21 protein-coding genes and 1 pseudogene are annotated in these 14766 nt (G+C 61.7%); 3 read left to right on the forward strand and 19 right to left on the reverse strand.

Going from position 1 to position 14766, the window contains the following annotated elements:
- Window positions 1-54: 54 nt before the first annotated feature.
- On the reverse strand, window positions 55-324 hold the full coding sequence (locus AWB94_RS32710; RefSeq protein ID WP_131805431.1) for a hypothetical protein: 270 nt from the start codon (window positions 322-324) through the stop codon (window positions 55-57).
- Between the two features lie 67 nt (window positions 325-391).
- On the reverse strand, window positions 392-829 hold the full coding sequence (locus tag AWB94_RS32715; protein WP_062659661.1) for a hypothetical protein: 438 nt from the start codon (window positions 827-829) through the stop codon (window positions 392-394).
- A 72-nt stretch (window positions 830-901) separates the two neighbouring features.
- On the opposite strand from AWB94_RS32715, the gene AWB94_RS32720 reads away from it, so the two are divergent.
- Window positions 902-1093 (forward strand): hypothetical protein, encoded by a 192-nt coding sequence (locus tag AWB94_RS32720; protein ID WP_062659662.1) that lies wholly within the window; start codon window positions 902-904, stop codon window positions 1091-1093.
- Here the strand turns inward: AWB94_RS32720 and AWB94_RS32725 are convergent.
- The 5 genes from AWB94_RS32725 to AWB94_RS32740 all read right to left on the reverse strand — a co-directional run bounded on the left by AWB94_RS32725 (window position 1090) and on the right by AWB94_RS32740 (window position 3689).
- Entirely contained in the window at window positions 1090-1308 is a 219-nt protein-coding gene (locus tag AWB94_RS32725; RefSeq protein WP_062659663.1) for a hypothetical protein, read from the reverse strand. The genes AWB94_RS32720 and AWB94_RS32725 overlap by 4 nt on opposite strands.
- A gap of 226 nt (window positions 1309-1534) precedes the next feature.
- Window positions 1535-1807 (reverse strand): hypothetical protein, encoded by a 273-nt coding sequence (locus tag AWB94_RS34830; protein ID WP_131805432.1) that lies wholly within the window; start codon window positions 1805-1807, stop codon window positions 1535-1537.
- A gap of 231 nt (window positions 1808-2038) precedes the next feature.
- Window positions 2039-2263 (reverse strand): DUF7213 family protein, encoded by a 225-nt coding sequence (locus AWB94_RS32730; protein WP_131805433.1) that lies wholly within the window; start codon window positions 2261-2263, stop codon window positions 2039-2041.
- A 5-nt stretch (window positions 2264-2268) separates the two neighbouring features.
- Window positions 2269-3465, reverse strand: a complete 1197-nt coding sequence (locus tag AWB94_RS32735; RefSeq protein ID WP_062659665.1) for a hypothetical protein — start codon at window positions 3463-3465, stop codon at window positions 2269-2271.
- Entirely contained in the window at window positions 3456-3689 is a 234-nt protein-coding gene (locus AWB94_RS32740; protein ID WP_062659666.1) for a hypothetical protein, read from the reverse strand. The genes AWB94_RS32735 and AWB94_RS32740 overlap by 10 nt, the downstream gene beginning before the upstream one ends.
- Before the next feature lie 130 nt (window positions 3690-3819).
- On the opposite strand from AWB94_RS32740, the pseudogene AWB94_RS32745 reads away from it, so the two are divergent.
- Window positions 3820-4107 (forward strand): annotated as a pseudogene (locus AWB94_RS32745) (DUF4031 domain-containing protein); the annotation flags it as partial.
- A gap of 476 nt (window positions 4108-4583) precedes the next feature.
- On the opposite strand, the gene AWB94_RS32750 reads toward AWB94_RS32745, so the two are convergent.
- The 6 genes from AWB94_RS32750 to AWB94_RS36390 form a co-directional block, all read right to left on the reverse strand.
- On the reverse strand, window positions 4584-5249 hold the full coding sequence (locus AWB94_RS32750) for an ATP-grasp domain-containing protein (protein WP_062659668.1): 666 nt from the start codon (window positions 5247-5249) through the stop codon (window positions 4584-4586).
- A 177-nt stretch (window positions 5250-5426) separates the two neighbouring features.
- Window positions 5427-5672, reverse strand: a complete 246-nt coding sequence (locus AWB94_RS32755; protein ID WP_062659669.1) for a DUF7427 family protein — start codon at window positions 5670-5672, stop codon at window positions 5427-5429.
- A gap of 51 nt (window positions 5673-5723) precedes the next feature.
- Window positions 5724-6101, reverse strand: coding sequence for a hypothetical protein (locus AWB94_RS32760; RefSeq protein ID WP_062659670.1), 378 nt, complete (start codon window positions 6099-6101; stop codon window positions 5724-5726).
- Window positions 6098-6529, reverse strand: a complete 432-nt coding sequence (locus tag AWB94_RS32765) for a hypothetical protein (protein ID WP_131805434.1) — start codon at window positions 6527-6529, stop codon at window positions 6098-6100. The genes AWB94_RS32760 and AWB94_RS32765 overlap by 4 nt, the downstream gene beginning before the upstream one ends.
- A 1-nt stretch (window position 6530) precedes the next feature.
- Window positions 6531-6764 (reverse strand): holin, encoded by a 234-nt coding sequence (locus tag AWB94_RS32770; RefSeq protein WP_062659672.1) that lies wholly within the window; start codon window positions 6762-6764, stop codon window positions 6531-6533.
- Window positions 6743-7294, reverse strand: a complete 552-nt coding sequence (locus AWB94_RS36390) for an NUMOD4 motif-containing HNH endonuclease (RefSeq protein ID WP_084395500.1) — start codon at window positions 7292-7294, stop codon at window positions 6743-6745. The genes AWB94_RS32770 and AWB94_RS36390 overlap by 22 nt, the downstream gene beginning before the upstream one ends.
- Window positions 7295-7710: 416 nt before the next feature.
- On the opposite strand from AWB94_RS36390, the gene AWB94_RS32780 reads away from it, so the two are divergent.
- Window positions 7711-7857: a YlcI/YnfO family protein gene (locus tag AWB94_RS32780; RefSeq protein WP_165605419.1), complete on the forward strand. Its 147-nt coding sequence runs from the start codon at window positions 7711-7713 to the stop codon at window positions 7855-7857.
- Here AWB94_RS32780 and AWB94_RS32785 read toward each other — a convergent pair.
- The 6 genes from AWB94_RS32785 to AWB94_RS34835 form a co-directional block, all read right to left on the reverse strand.
- The gene (locus AWB94_RS32785; protein ID WP_062659673.1) at window positions 7854-8858 is read right to left on the reverse strand and encodes a hypothetical protein; all 1005 of its coding nucleotides are present in this window, start codon (window positions 8856-8858) and stop codon (window positions 7854-7856) included. The genes AWB94_RS32780 and AWB94_RS32785 overlap by 4 nt on opposite strands.
- Window positions 8855-10042, reverse strand: coding sequence for an N-acetylmuramoyl-L-alanine amidase (locus AWB94_RS32790; RefSeq protein ID WP_062659674.1), 1188 nt, complete (start codon window positions 10040-10042; stop codon window positions 8855-8857). The genes AWB94_RS32785 and AWB94_RS32790 overlap by 4 nt, the downstream gene beginning before the upstream one ends.
- Entirely contained in the window at window positions 10042-10338 is a 297-nt protein-coding gene (locus AWB94_RS32795; RefSeq protein WP_234811965.1) for a hypothetical protein, read from the reverse strand. Before AWB94_RS32795 ends, AWB94_RS32790 begins: the two co-directional genes overlap by 1 nt.
- Before the next feature lie 155 nt (window positions 10339-10493).
- Window positions 10494-10619: a hypothetical protein gene (locus tag AWB94_RS36170; RefSeq protein WP_264021106.1), complete on the reverse strand. Its 126-nt coding sequence runs from the start codon at window positions 10617-10619 to the stop codon at window positions 10494-10496.
- Window positions 10620-10850: 231 nt separating this feature from the next.
- On the reverse strand, window positions 10851-13451 hold the full coding sequence (locus tag AWB94_RS32800) for a glycoside hydrolase 5 family protein (RefSeq protein ID WP_131805435.1): 2601 nt from the start codon (window positions 13449-13451) through the stop codon (window positions 10851-10853).
- An 8-nt stretch (window positions 13452-13459) separates the two neighbouring features.
- A complete protein-coding gene (locus AWB94_RS34835; RefSeq protein WP_131805436.1) occupies window positions 13460-14164 on the reverse strand; it encodes a hypothetical protein in 705 nt (234 codons plus the stop codon).
- Window positions 14165-14766 lie beyond the last annotated feature (602 nt).

A 14766-nucleotide genomic window follows, 5' to 3' on the forward strand; every position in this document is an offset into this window, starting at 1 on the left:
TCCGGTCCGGTGATCGAACCAGCAAAAATGCGGAGAATTAAAACCGAGTCCTGGTTACCGATCTCTGACGCGGAAGGTGGTGGTGAGTTGCCATTGCTTCACCACCCACCCCCTAGAGGGATCCAACCGGGGTAGAAGACCCAACACCCACTCCGCATCAACCCCGTCATTGAGGATCACGGTGGGCGGCCCGAACACACCGTTGTGGCCGCAGCACGACCCGATCGTCTCCACCCCCTCGGCCCATAGGGCGAGGATGGTGTCGGCGATGCACGCGTCTACGGGGACGCCGTTGCGCCGATCACCCCATGCGGGGCTGGGCAACACCACCTCATCTGTTGAACCGCCCGTCAGCTCCGGGCGATTATAGGAACGGCAATCACACCGGGGGTTAGTGAATCCGATGCTCATCGCGTAACCCCTCTACATATCGTGGGGATAGCTTTCGCCAATCGGGGTTCACTGCTTCCACTGCAGCGCTGAACTCCGCAAGCGCATCACGCAAGAACTCCGTTGGCGCCGACACCACCCCACTGTCACGGCGACCATCACCGCGCCCAACCGCGTACCAGATGCCCGCTTCCCCGGGCCGGCCGGCGTGTTCAATCTCGATGCTGACGCTCCGCGGTCCGGCGACCCAATAGAGGCACAGGTCGCCGTCGTCTATCGGCCCTACGCTGGCGTAGACGGTGTCGGGGCGGAACAGGTACTCGACGGCTTCCCTGCCACGCTGGGCCACACCCGCATCGATGTCTCCGTCGGCCTCCAGCTCGTTGATGTCCTGAATGGCCCACCGAAGCGCATCACCGGTTTCGTGGAGTGTGGTCATCCCCCGATTTTACCGTCGCTCGCCGACGTGTTGGTGGTCTAGCGTGGCGGGGTGGCTACTACCCGGATTGTTGTGACCGAGCTACCCCCAGACACCATCACACCTGAACCGTGGCAGGTGGTGTGGTCGAATCAGCTCGGTGAGCACACCCACGTGCACCATTCGAAGAAGGCCGCCCAGAGACACGTCCGCGGCCTGCTGGGGTCGTTGGCTGTTGGAGTGAGCAGAGACGAAGCACTCACCATCAACCGGCTGGAAACCTAGAAGAGTCCGCCGATGACGCGTTGCACCGCTTCGGCCCGGGACATGCCGGAGTCCTCAAACATGTCCACGGCGGCACCAGCTACGCCCATGCACATGCTGAATCTGCAGTCTTTGCAGTAGCGGTGTTCACAGGGTGGTGGTTCATCGTTCAGGATGCGGTTGATGGCAGCCGTGGTTGCGGCCTCTAGGTCGGCGATCCACTGCGGTTGCCCCATGCCCTGATTTTACCGTTGCGTACTGACAGGATGATGGTCTAGCCGATTGGCTACGCCATGATGTTTTTGTATCTATCAAAGCATCATGGCGGGACATCTCGGACTAACGATGCCGGTAGTCCGAGATGCCATCAGATACGCCCGGAACTGATAGCCCCTAAACGCAAAAAGGTGGCCCCGGCAGGAGCATGGGGGGGATGCTCAACTGCCGGGGCCAGGAATAAGGTCACCAGTAATACGGGCGGTGATAGCTGATGACGAGGTCGTCCCAGTCAATATGGCCAGAACGGGCACGCTGCATCAGGTTTCGCGCACGAGAACGCTCATGTCGACGCTCGTCGGCCTTCCATTGCGGGTCTACTGGGCCAATCCAAGACTCGCCACGGGGAGCCGCCGGGTCGGCTTTCAGGCATGAGCAGTTCCAGTAGCAGTAGCGCGAACCGGCGCTGTGGCAGCCGCATCCGCAATTATCTTCATGCCAGTTCCAGAATCGTTTCATGCTGGGATGGTCTCGGTCTGTGTGGGCCATCGGTTGGCCTCCTTTCTAGGCATCTACCTAGTCACGAGGCACCTCCTAAATCGTTGGGCAAAGCCCCAAATCGTAACACCGGCCAGGCTTGGAATCACGGGCATAAGCCCAGAAACCGGGGGTGTGTGGGGTTGTTCAGGGGTGTTGTGTAGTCGATGGCAAGCACAACCGACGTACGTCGAATCAGTCGTACACGGGGGGCTATTCGACTTCGGCTGAGTAGTAGTCCCCTAACGCTTCCTGCAGCATCGCCCGATTCGTCGACGTTGGTTGGCTGCGCGGCGCCCAACTCCAGTCCGTGCCTTCAATCTCCCCCTCCGGGGACAGGCGTTGAAGTTGCATGGCGACGATGTAGTTGGAGAGTGTCCATCCGTCGCCTTCACGGTTGAGGAGTTCCTGAATGGCTTCAGCGATACGGTCATCCATGGGGTTCATAGCAGCGACATCCGAGACACCTCACCAGACTTGAGGAGATACACCACCGCGCCACGACGAGCATCAGCACCCGTCTTGTTGCGATACCAATCCGACCCGCAATCAAACGTCGACGACTGCACACGAACCTTCGACGCCGACGACTCAACCCCCCACGCATGATGGTGACCGTTCTGCATGACCTGAGCCCCACCCGCCGGCTGATGGTTGACGGCTTGGTCGGCCCACCACTTCCACGCCTGATTCGGCCGCCACTGATGCCCATGCACCACACACACCGCCGTATCCCCCACAGGGACAGTCATCATGCCCGACCACTTCTCCGGCACCCGAACCTCAACATGCCCATACGCGGACTTATTCAGCTTCAACGCATCCGAGATGGCGATGGCCTGCTCGGTGGCCCACCCATCCCCCGGATAGGTGGACTGCTGCCGTTGAGCCTCGTCGTGGTTGCCGTTCACCACATCTAGGTACAGCTTGTTCACCAACGGTGACAGTTCATCAATGGTGAACAGCATCAACCGTCTTAGGATGCGTGTCTGCTCGGTGATGGTTTCCTGCGTCAACCACAAGTTCCGTCCCGACTGGGATTGGTTGCCCTCCAAGCAGTCACCGGGCATCGATACCTGAACGCCGCCTAATCCGAGGCGCTTGCAGGCTTTCAGCTCCGCCTTAGCGGCTTCGACGGATTGGACGTAGCGGTCCACAATCTCAGCTGTGGAACCATCACGTGAGCGTTTACCCAACTGTAGGTCGCCGGCTTGGAACACAAACCAAAACCCGTCAGCGGTGGAGCTGCGCGCAGGGGCGCGTTTGGCTCCCCGAACCAGCGCCTCCAAATCCAAGGTATCGGTGGTGGATATGGGTGCGAGGTGGAAACGGTAGGCGCACAACCACACCGTCTCAAACTTGCCGTTACGGACATAGGACTGGTGCTGCTCGGACCACTCCCTGCACGCGGCGCGCTGCTGCCACCGAGAGATACGCGGATGCCCAACAATCCGCACCTTGCCCGGGTCGTACCCAAACTCCTTCAGAATCCCCGTAAAGTCAGGGGTTGTGTCTTCGCGGATACCACCGGTTTGGATGAATCCGCTTGTCCCGTCCCATTCGGTGAACGGGGTGTACTTCTCTTCTTCCGCCGTTGGTTGGGCTGCGAGTTCGGCGGCGAACTCGTCGCCTAGCGACACTTCATGACCCAATGACGGAACGTGGGCTCCGCGACTGAAAGCCCGCGGCGTTTCAACACCCGGTACGCGGCGCTGATGTTCTTACGGTCCAACACCCACTGCTTGACTTCTTGGCGTTCGTCCTCGGTCAGTTGCTCGGCGAGGAATCTGTCGATGCTTGACGAGTACTGCTGGTCTCGTCCCGCCTGTGATTCGGCGGCGAACTCGTCGGTTAAAGACAACACTGCCTCCCAACTATGGGGGTTTGTAGCACCCTGCTACAAAGAGCTAGACCACGCCTGGTGTTATGACACCAGGTAGGATGGGTGTATTGACACCACGCAACGTTATCGGCACAACCAAACGGAGGAACCAATGACCGTATACGTGGATGACATGCAGCGTCGGGCGCGCGTGGGACGGCTAAACGCCGTGTGGTCGCACCTCACTGCTGACACCGACGACGAGCTGCACGAGTTCGCGGCCAAGCTGGGTCTCAAGCGTGCATGGCATCAGAAGCCGGGAACCCCGATCTCGCACTACGACGTGACCGAGCCCAAGCGCCAGCTTGCTATTCGACTCGGCGCAGTCCCGATAGGCTATTTCAGCGAGGAATCAAAGGACATCATCCGCCGCAAGATCGCCAAACGTGATGCCGCTAAGGCCGGGCCTGTGATGGTGTGCGATGAGGACGCCGTGCTGGGATTCCCCGGCGATCTGCCGCCGTGCCCGCACCCCGACCCGGAATTGGACCCGACGACTGGCCTGACGTTCTGCCTGAGTTGTCTGCGACGAATGAACCTGACATAAGTAGGTGTTATGACACAGTCATGTAGCCGTGGGACACTCCCCGGTGTGCCTAATCAGCCGCGTACCCCGCTACGGTCATTCCGCATCCCCGACGACCTCTACGAAGCCGCCCAACAAGTAGCGGAGGAACGCGGGGAGACAGTCAGCGATGTGGTACGGCGGGGGTTGACCCGGTACGTGAAAACCCACCGAAAATAGGTCGCAGCAGCGACTACATCTGTACCCGGTGTGGGGGCCGGCGGGTGAGGGTACAGATAAGTGATGACCGAGAAGGATGAACGCGTGATCCCCGCCGGGTTGATAGCCGTACTCGTGTTGGCGGGATGGCTTTACTGGCGGCGGCGCACCTTGAGGGGGCCGGCCTTATGAAGCACAGCGTTAGGTCGCCACGCCCACTTGGGATGCTGGCCATCGAAGTCGTGGGCTGCCGTTATAGATTTAAAGATGCCTTCCGGGTCGCCGTCGTACGGGCCTGATGACCACGCCGCGTTTGCTTCCACAACCAACCATCGGCCATCTACTGTCAGGCCGATATCAATCACATACCCCGGTGGGGCTGGTACTTCGGCGGCCACTTCGGCCGCGACGCTCTCCGCGCGCCGATACGTGCTGTCCCGGTTGTCCGCGTACGCCCATTCATCCGATCCCCAGATTGAATCGTCGACTCGGTACCACGAACCCGTGGTGACCTGACCATGTGCGATCCAGAATCGCCATTCTGAAACGAATACGACCGGGTCCTGCATCTGCACAAGGGCATCAACAGGCAGGTGGTATTGGGCAAGGTTTGACCGGATGTGCTTGGTGCCGTGAAGTGTGGCCGGGAAGCTATCCAGCTTCGCCTCGGGGAGCTTGAAGAACAGCTCCGGGTGTTTCTCCACCAGTTCTGGGTTGTGCTCCCAGAACCCCGGAATATCGCCTGCCCACCACGTCTGGACTTCCCTGCCGCGGTATTTTTCTGGCAATTGGTCGAGCCAGTACGGTCCGCAGGACATGAGCGGTAGACGCACCCCAGCGGCGGCGGCTGATGCGACCCAAGCGCCTGGAGCCCACCAGATCGTCTCCGCTGCCGTATCGGGATCTATATCGAAGCCGAAGTCTTGGATGGCGCCCCAGGGCTTGAACTGTTCGGCGAGCCAATTCTTACCTGGGGCAACGTGCTAGTTGGGGGTTTAGGAGTTGCGGCGGAAGTAGCGGATGGCTTGGTGGTACGGATCCACCCGAGGGTCCAAGGCGCTGAGCAAGTGCAGTGCGGTGACCACGACGACCATGGTGGTGAGGTACGGGGCCCGCTGCTGATACACGGCCACCCGGTTGGAAATCAGGTCCGCATCATCCACCACCGTCTTCTCATAGACGGCGATGGCTATGGCGCCCGTGATGATGGCCCAATCGCCTTTACGTACGGACACCTTCACACTGTTTATTGTCCCCCACGTCAGCAGGTTTCAACAGGTGTGGCACGCCCCTTACGGTGTGTGCTTACCGAACTCGTTCGCGTACTCCGGGTGGTCCCGCAACCACTCAGCCTTAAACTGGCGGAACGTCTTCATCCGCGGAATCGTAATATCGTGCTCGATAGCGATAGCCCGCACCTCGACCGCCCACCGGGCAATCTCATCCTGATACGCCTCCAGGATGTCGACGTCTTGGGTTCGGCGAAAGAGGATTTCGCGTTCCCGCTCAGCCACCTGATCAGTCAACGCCCCCCGGGTCCACCACCGAACCACCGGATCCAACAGGCGGGCGACACGACGATTCACCGCAGGGATGCGGGTGATGACGAGAAGAATGAAAGCCGTCGCCCCGGCTACGGTCGGGCCTGAGATGAGTTCAGTGAACCTCACTCGACCAGACCTGACAGGCGGGACTTCACAGCGTAGTGCAGGACACGTTCACGGAAGATGTCGACGTACACCCAGAACCCGTGCAGCGCGCAGAGCAGGGCATAGGCTGGGGCCAGTTGCCAACCCCAGTTTTGGTGGGCGGCAATCATCCCCGCGATGATTCCGTAGGTGAGGCCGGCGTAGGCGGCGGAGTTGAGCATGTGGCACACGATCGCTGTGGGCCACCACGACCTGCGGTTCGCCACAAACCCGACCGCGGCGGGGATGATCAGCCAGGCCGCCCACAGTTGGAACGGCAACGCGGACTCGACAACGTTCAGGACTTTCGTCACCCCGTCCGGGCGCAACAGGTATTCGACGCCTTGGGCGGCTGATACGGCGAACCACACATCGCCGAGGGGAACCCGGGACGTCGCGAGACTACGCATGTCACTTGGTCAGGTTGACTGGAGTTGCAGACCCGGGTGTTCCGCCCGGTGCCGCACCGACCGCCACGGACTTCAGCAGTGACAGCACCGCGGACCCTGCGGCGGCGCCGGTGATAGCCCGCCAGTCCGCGTGGAACACATCGAGCTTGTCTCCACCGGCAATCGACAATGCGGTCCATGCTGCACTTGTCAGTGCGCGTTCGGTGGCGTCCTTCAACCAGGTGAGTGTGAACATGCGGGCCCTCTCGATCGTTGTTTCTTGGCGCGCCGAGCATCCCGGACGCAGGTCTTGCATTGCCTGCCGCCGCTGGTGGGGTTGATGTACGTATTCTCCGGCGAGAACTCGTGCCCGCGTTTGCAGTGCGTCTTGCTCGCCTGGGGATGGTCGCCAGCAAGTAGGCAATCCTGCATGTTCGCGGACTTTGTATCCCAACGCAGATTGCACGGACGGTTGTCGTCTTGGTCGCCGTTGGTGTGGCAGCCATCCATGTCTGGCGTTGGTCGCGGGCCAACGAACGCTTCTAGCACTAGAACATGTATCCGCCGGTTGCGCTTACACCCATCCTTACCCAACGAGACGGTCAGATAGTTGGTTGGCGACGAGCGAAATGGGCTGATCACACAACCCTTATGGAACCGCATGCCGCCAGCACCTTTTGTGTAGGGCAACCAGCGGTCTAGCGAACGGACACGGCCTTCACTACTGACCTCGTACAACCCTTCGTACCCGACAACAGGACGCCACTCTTCAACTTCAGGTGTCATAACACCATCCTAGCGCGGTGTAATGACACCTGGTAGCCTGAGCGTTATGACACCTCTGCTATGCCGATTGGCTCTGCTCGCCTGCGCCATAACACTTGCCGGGTGCGGCGACCATCCAGTACCCGAGCATGGTCGAGTGACCGACGCTCGATACAGCCCAGCCACCATCATTACGCAACCGATGATCTGCAGCGGCAATCCGCCCATCTGTACAGGACCGTTCATAACCCCCGTGCCAGAGGAATGGCGACTGGAGATAACCGACCTACAAGACCCAGACTGGGTCGGCACAGTTGCAGTTGACGAAACTGTTTACGACCGCTGCAACCTGCACGAACTGTGGCCGGAATGCTCGCAGGGGCAATCCGGCGACGTTAGATAGGGGTGTAATGACACGTCGTGGAATACTGCACCATGTGCCTAATCAGCCGCGCACCCCGCTACGGTCGTTCCGCATCCCCGACGACCTGTACGAAGCCGCCCAACAGAAGGCCGAGGAGAAAGGCGAGACCGTCTCAGACGTCGTCCGGCGGGCGCTGGAACGGTACGTAAAACGGCCCTAGTAGTGAACGCGTGATCGCATGAAGTCGATGCACGGGGCCAAATCGTATATTCCATGGCTTTGCATGTTGCCGAGGAACATCGCCCCGCCCATGATAGCCTTCGCGATGTCGATGACACCGTCGGTTGGATCAGCCAATAGGTCAGTGATGCGGGACAGCATGCCCGCCGGCCCACCCGACCACGACGACTCAGCGACAATCTTGTAAATCGAGGACCGGTTCAACCCCACCTCGTTGTCGGGGTTTTCGGCGTACAGATCACCGTGGCGGGAATGCTCACGCCAATACTCGGGGGTGTTGGTCATGCGAACATCGGAGATGCCTTGCGTGCCAGCCTTGGGCGGGTCGGGCACCCAGTCGGCGATGACGTCCTTTTCCCGGTACGGGTTACCGAACGCGATCACACCCTTCAGATCATTGAGGCGCCAATGGTTCGCGCGGCGCATCCGCAGGAACGTTTCGCATCCGACGATGCCGCCCTGGGAGAAGATGATCATCCCCCACGGCGTCCCGGCGGGGAACGGGACACCGTTGTCCAGGGTGGTGAGGTTGAGTAGCCGGTTGAGTTCGTTGATGCCGGACTTGTTGTCGAACGGGGTGGCGGTGGAGTTGTAGCCCACTGGCTGCCAACGGATCCGGCCTTCCTGCTCCAACGCGGACGCGGTGTAGGCGCAGGGCCCGTTGAAAGGAACCGACATGTGCCCTTCGACGGTGAAGATGATCGGCTTCGGCTTCTCCGGGCGCGGGAGTAGGCCGACGTCGTACTTGAATTCGAGGTTGACGACGCCGTCGATGTACTTCGGCGCGCCCGGCTTGCCCTCGCTGCGATACACGGCCTGGACGCGCTTCACCTCGGCGGTCAACTCGGGGGTGAACAGGTCGCTGTCGTCGAGTGTGTTCCGGGCGGGCGTGAATTTCCGCTTGAGCAGCGCCTTGACCTTGACGATCTCCGGGGAGCGGTCGCCTTCGCCGAGACCGACGTAGACGGTGCCGATCCTCATGACTGCGCCTTCCCGAGAGACCACACCTTGTCGCGCAACGTCATCCCCTTCGACGGCCACGCCGGATCGCCATCCCCGAGTTGCGCCACGATCCACTCCAAGAGCTCGCGGTCGCTGTAATCTTTCGGCCACACCTTCGCGGCGGGCGGGGTGGATGTAGTGGCACCACCGGCCGCCCAGAACGCGAACCGCTGGCTGAAGTAGTCCACTGGGAACCCTGAACCGACATCTGTGTGCGTGCCGTCGCCGAGCACCTTGGTCACATACTGGTGGTCAGCTACACCCGCCCGGTCAGCGGAATACGTTCCACCCGTGCCGATCACCTTGAACGGAATGCCGTACTTTTTGCAGTCCTGCACCGCCAGATACGCGGCGACGTCGATGGCCTTGGATTGCTTCATCCACTGGTCCCGCGTCCATGATGCGCGGGAGCCGGCGAAGCACAGGTTGATAGACCGGTTGTTCGCCGACAGAACAGACCACGATGCCTTGTCGGTATCAACGACATCGACGACGGTCACGCCGCCGTCGGACGCCTGCGAGATGGTGTAGTGGTAGGAGACCTGGTTGGCGGGATTGCCGAGGTACTTCGCCAAATCCTCGGCGGCGCTGTTCCCTCCCCCACCTTCCTGGGTGTGCAGAAGGAACAGGTCCACCTTTGTGCCGCTGCGGGACTGGCTGGACGGTGACCACAGGGGGAATTCGTTGAAGTCCGGCCGGTTTGAGTCGGGCACTGCAGCTCCTTGGGATAGGCGGTTGTAGTACTGCCGCGCTTCTGCCATGCGGGTGGCGTAGCGGTCGGGGAACGCGGACCCCTGAATTGACTGAGCGATCGCGCCGGCCGCGACGTCGCTAGTTGCGGACTGGTACGGCTTCTTGACCAGCCGGTCATAGAACAGGCCGGCAGACCTGGTGGGGTCCATGCAGGTAGCGGCATCACCCCACCACCAACCACCGTTGCCCCACACGACCTGCTGCTGCAGCGGGCCCACGCTCTTGCCGTCGGATCCCACGGCATCATGGGGAAGGCTAAGGGATTCCGGTACCTTGCTGTTTGCGTACACCGTCAGGTTCGACTCGACCAGGCCGGTGGCGATGCAGATCACGATGCCGCGTTCCGTGATGCCGCGGCGTTTTCCCTCGGCTATGAATTCGGATGCGACTTGGTCTTTCGTCCGGTACATCAGAGGCCGAACCTGTTCAGGATGGAGCCCAACACGTTCGTGACGATGGGGTCGATGACCTTGTCGTCCAAATCCCCCGGGATGACATCGGTGAGTTTGTCCACCCCATCCGTAGCCAAATGCGCGGAGGTTTCGGCGACGGCTTTCACGACGGCTTCGATGATCGCGGGCAGGTGCTCCCGGATCTCCTTCTTGATGGTGTCCGTCACCTCTGTGAGGAGTTCGTCGGCTTTCGCCTTCACAACGGGTTTGAGGTATTCGGCGATGCTTTCGGCGATGGTTTGGAGGAATCCCACAGGGTGCTCCTAGGTGAGGAGGGGTACGTCGGCGGTGCCGGTGGTGATGTGCATGTGCCGCTGGTCTTCCCGGCTGTAGACGGCCATCGCCATGCACAGACGCTGCCAACGCTTCGATTGGGCAATCGGATGCCCATGAAAGAACAAGACGTGCATTAGAAGTGGTGCAACCGTTCTTCAAACAGTGGGGTGTAGCCCATCAGGTACAGGTAGGCGCCACCCCCAGCGAGAATCAGGCCGAGAACGGTGCCGGTGGTTACAGCAGCGACGAAACGCAGCACTGTGCACCCCCCTTGTGTTGTTTGTCGGGCGAACGGATGATGGACACCAACCCGTAGGGTGGGTAAGTTTGCTGGGATGCGCGTATCCGCTGATGTGAAGCGCTGCCCGACGTGCCACCAGCCACTACCCGGGGCAGACGACTACGTTGAAGACCCGCCGTCGCGGCTTATCGTGTGGATCGTCGCTTCGTGGGCGATTGCCGCCGCAGTGATACTGCTGATCGTGTTGCTCTAGTAGGCCCAGCACCAGAACACGCTGCCCGACTGCGAGGTGGGCGCCCCGAGGGTGTCACCTACCGCGGGTGGTGTCGTCTGACCCGTCGCCGTGGATGCGCCGGAGAACACGGGCGCAATCGTCGGCGAATTAAGCAGGCCCGAGATGCCCGCCAAGGTTGGGACGGTTCCTGCCGCCACCATCAGGTGAAAGTAGACGTTGCCCGCGGGAAGGACAGTCGGCGTCGCGAACGGCACGGTGATCACCGACGACGCCGCGATTGCCGCGCTGCCCTGATCCGCCGATACAGCGAGTACCACGCCCGAGGCGTCCGTAGCAACCACCCACCAGTGCGTCGGCGATACCGCAGCCGTTGAGCCGGTGAGGAACTTCAGCCCCGTCACCAGTGTGGGAAGCGCAAACCCGCCAAGCACCGCGCGCGGCGTGCCCGATGTCAGCAACCCCAGCGACCCGGAGATCACCACCTGTGTGCGGTCAATCGACGTCCACAGCGCACCTGACGGGGCACCGAACAGCCGGGGGTCGCCCGCCGGCAGCGTCGGATAGGAGGTGGCTTCCAGGTCGCCCGCGTTGTACTGCCGCAGTGAGCAATTGATCAGCAGGTGGTTCTCGTTGGCGGCGAACCCGTACCCGCGGAAGGTCACCACCGCGAAGGCCGCGTTCGACGGGGAGGTTCGTGCCACCGAGATCGCTATGGGTGACGTCGGCGAGTCAATCGCCCTCGTCAGTGGAGAGGTCGTGATGTATACGTTGGACGAGGTGTACCAGTCGATCTGCAAGCTCACAGGCTTGGCCGCATAGGTCTGGGATGCCAGCACCTTCACCGTCGCGACGTACGGCGTAGAGGGCAACACAGGGATGCCATTGGTGGGGGTTGTGCTGGCCTGGACATTGCCTGCCGCGGTCGCTGCGACCGCCAAGCCCTCCGAAGTGGCCGTCAGGTAGGTGTTGGCGCCCGTCGCCCACCCGGATGTCGTTGCGGTCGGGTTCGCCTGCTCGGGGGTCATCAGGTTCGGAGAACGGTGCGGGGTGGCCGGCGTCGGCGCTGACGGGAATTTCGCCAGTTCGGCCACCAGTGCCGTGCGCTTGCCGGACGTCGTGGACAGCGGCGCAGAACCCTGCACGAATCCCGTGTTGTCCCACACGCCAGCTTTGAGCGCGTCAGTGGTGCCCTGATCGGCCATCGCCCACACGAACGACCCCAACACCCCGGTCCGACTGTGCGCCTGCCGAGCGGAGGTGTATCGGGCGACCCGGTTCGCATCGGCTGCCTGGGACTGGTCGGCCCCGAACTCACCGATCATCAAGGGCTTTCCGGTGCGCTTGATGAAACCGTCCAGGTCCGACGCGAGGACGCCCTCAAGGTAGATGTGGATGTCGACGAAGTCCGCGCCACCATCGGCAACCCACGCCGTATAGGAAAGCGATGTCGAATCAGTCCAGAACTGCGCAGCGGTGCCGAAGTTGCCCGACGAACTCGACGTGGTCAGCTTGACGCCGGGAGCCGCCGCACGCACTGCCGAGTACAGCGCCAGAACGTCGGCGAGCACCAGGCCATCGCTCGACCCGGAGCCTTCTTGGAATAGGTCGAAGCCCATCACGTTTTCGTACGCGGCCAGGATTGCGGCGGTGGTGGTGATGCACGTGGTGGCCGTGGCGTCCTGGAAGATGTAGGTGGTCCCGTTGTAGAACGCCCACTTCTCATTCAGGCACGGGTACAGCCGCAGCCCGTTTTCCAGGCAGTATTGGGCAAGCTGCTTCCAACGCGCGTCGTAGGTGGCCTGCGTGATCTGATCGGCACCCGAGCCGGTCCCCGCAGTGAGAACGACCTGGGGGGCGCCGATGATGCGGATGGCGTTCAGTCCGAGCTTGATCGCGCGGTCGACCTGGGGCTGAATCCAGTTCGTCCAGTCCCATTCTGACCATAGGCCGGCCCACGATGCGCTGGCCGGTTTGACGGTGATGTTGCCGCCCTTGAGCGTGCCTTCCGCTAGAGCGGTGCGGGCCTTGCGCTTGGACGCCGCGTCGATCGCGTCCCGAGCGGTCAGTTTGTCTGGGGCGGTGACCAGTGCTTCGCCGAAAGCGGTGGCGTCGCTGATGTCGGCCGCGGCTGGTTGGTAGTCGCCTGCTTTTGCTGTTCCCGCTGTGGTTCCTATGGTGAGGTTTGATGTGCCGGCGCCGATAGCAGACCTCGCCGCAGCCTGCGTAGCACCCTCAGCGACGAATGCTGGCTTGTTGTCTAACGCAGTCCAGTCCGCGGCCGGAGGGTTGTCCTCCAGATAGGTCGTCACCGCTGCCGCCAGTGCTTCGGCTGACGTGTCCGGTGGGAACGCCACTGCAGTCGCAATCAGGTCCCCCAGGTTGGCATCAGCATCGGGGACGGTGATGTAGAACTGCTGACCCTCAGGGTTTTTGAGGAGCACAGGCCCGGGCTCGAACTCGCCCACGAACTGGCCGCCAACAACACGAACCGGCTGCGGCCGCATCGTGACCACCGTGTCCGTGCCCGCCCGGTAAACCGGTGACCACGCTTCCCAGTCCCGAGAGTCCGGTTGCCCGGTAGCGTCAGCGATATCGCCGGTGACAGTAACCGTCACAACACCTCCTAAGCCGCTGGAAGAAGTCGAGCCGCCGCCGAGTTATACGAGGCGCCGGTACTAGAAAACGCTTTCGTGCCAGATGCATCACCAGCCGCATCACCGCAGAGGAACCGGGCGATACCACCGACGTTCGACGGGCCCTGCCTCACCGTCTGGCTGTAACTAGCCAAACCTGTGGTCGATGCCACCGACATCCCATTCACGGCGTACTGATTCGTTCCCGCCGGAACAGACAGGCTCGCACCTGATGCAAGACCAAGCGAGTTGATGCCGCTGTCCACCGATCCGACATTCGAATACACATCAGCGACCACCCACGTCGCCCGGCCGGTGTTAGAGGTTCCGGTCGCTGTTACCGCCAACGTCAACGCACCCGTTGTCGGCGGGTTGAGCATGTAGAACAACTGCACACCAGCGTTGTTGCCGGCCGACCGGTCCTGCACAGCGCCCGGGATAGGCGTCAGGTCGACACTGTTGTACTTGCATGTCGTGGTGAGCGCGCCGCCGCCGTTGGAGAAGAACCCGATCGTGACCACAAGCGCCAAGTGGCTCTTCGCCGCGTACGGGGACAGGTCGACCGACCCACTCGGGTTGGCGCTCGTCGAGAAGCTGTTCGTCGCCGATATCGCGGCGAATGAATTCTCGAACACTACAGGCGATCCCGTCGACTTCACCGACGCGCCGAGGCGGGCGGCCAAAGCTGCGCGCATCAGAAGTTCAGTCCGGCCGTAAACCCGATCCAGTTCGTGCCGTCGTCACACACGAACGTGAACCGGTCCACCTTCGACGCTGTGGTTGTCAAGGTCGGGGTAGTTCCACCGGGCCACTTGATCGTTGGCCACGTCACCGTCCTGGATCCTGTCGCGTCTTGCGCCAACGCCAACGTGAACGACTTACCCGCTGCCGCAGTGGGGAACGTCAGTGTGCAGTTCGCGGTCAACGTGATATGGGACATCGTGGCCCCGGTAGCAGGGTCGGGGATGGTCTGCGCCGAACCGGAAGTGCCTACCGTGTTTACGGTTTCCACGCGGGGTTGCTTCGTCGAATCCGCCACTGTGATGTCAGCGGTGCCGTTGAAGGCGACCCCGTTGATATTCCGTGCGGTAGCGAGTTGCGTTGCCGTAGCGGCGTTACCAGTCGTGGACTGGTTCAAGGTGGGGAAGGTGCAGTTCGCCAGGTTCCCACTCGCCGGTGTCCCCAAAGCTGGGGTTACCAAGGTTGGGGAGGTAGCGCGAGAGGAATTGTCAATACCTGTGGATCGGGGTGTTTCAGGCGACCTCCGTTTCGGTTGATTCGGCCGGCTCGGGCGGTG

The sequence above is a fragment of the Mycolicibacterium canariasense genome (assembly GCF_002101555.1).
GTDB lineage: Bacteria > Actinomycetota > Actinomycetes > Mycobacteriales > Mycobacteriaceae > Mycobacterium > Mycobacterium canariasense.

Coding starts and splice junctions, on each gene's coding strand:
- AWB94_RS32715 (WP_062659661.1), bottom strand. CDS start 829: ATGACCACACTCCACGAAACCGGTGATGCGCTTCGGTGGGCCATTCAG.
- AWB94_RS32725 (WP_062659663.1), bottom strand. CDS start 1,308: ATGGGGCAACCGCAGTGGATCGCCGACCTAGAGGCCGCAACCACGGCT.
- AWB94_RS34830 (WP_131805432.1), bottom strand. CDS start 1,807: ATGAAACGATTCTGGAACTGGCATGAAGATAATTGCGGATGCGGCTGC.
- AWB94_RS32730 (WP_131805433.1), bottom strand. CDS start 2,263: ATGGATGACCGTATCGCTGAAGCCATTCAGGAACTCCTCAACCGTGAA.
- AWB94_RS32750 (WP_062659668.1), bottom strand. CDS start 5,249: ATGTCCTGCGGACCGTACTGGCTCGACCAATTGCCAGAAAAATACCGC.
- AWB94_RS32765 (WP_131805434.1), bottom strand. CDS start 6,529: ATGCGTAGTCTCGCGACGTCCCGGGTTCCCCTCGGCGATGTGTGGTTC.
- AWB94_RS32770 (WP_062659672.1), bottom strand. CDS start 6,764: ATGTTCACACTCACCTGGTTGAAGGACGCCACCGAACGCGCACTGACA.
- AWB94_RS36390 (WP_084395500.1), bottom strand. CDS start 7,294: ATGACACCTGAAGTTGAAGAGTGGCGTCCTGTTGTCGGGTACGAAGGG.
- AWB94_RS32785 (WP_062659673.1), bottom strand. CDS start 8,858: ATGAGGATCGGCACCGTCTACGTCGGTCTCGGCGAAGGCGACCGCTCC.
- AWB94_RS32790 (WP_062659674.1), bottom strand. CDS start 10,042: ATGTACCGGACGAAAGACCAAGTCGCATCCGAATTCATAGCCGAGGGA.
- AWB94_RS34835 (WP_131805436.1), bottom strand. CDS start 14,164: ATGCGCGCAGCTTTGGCCGCCCGCCTCGGCGCGTCGGTGAAGTCGACG.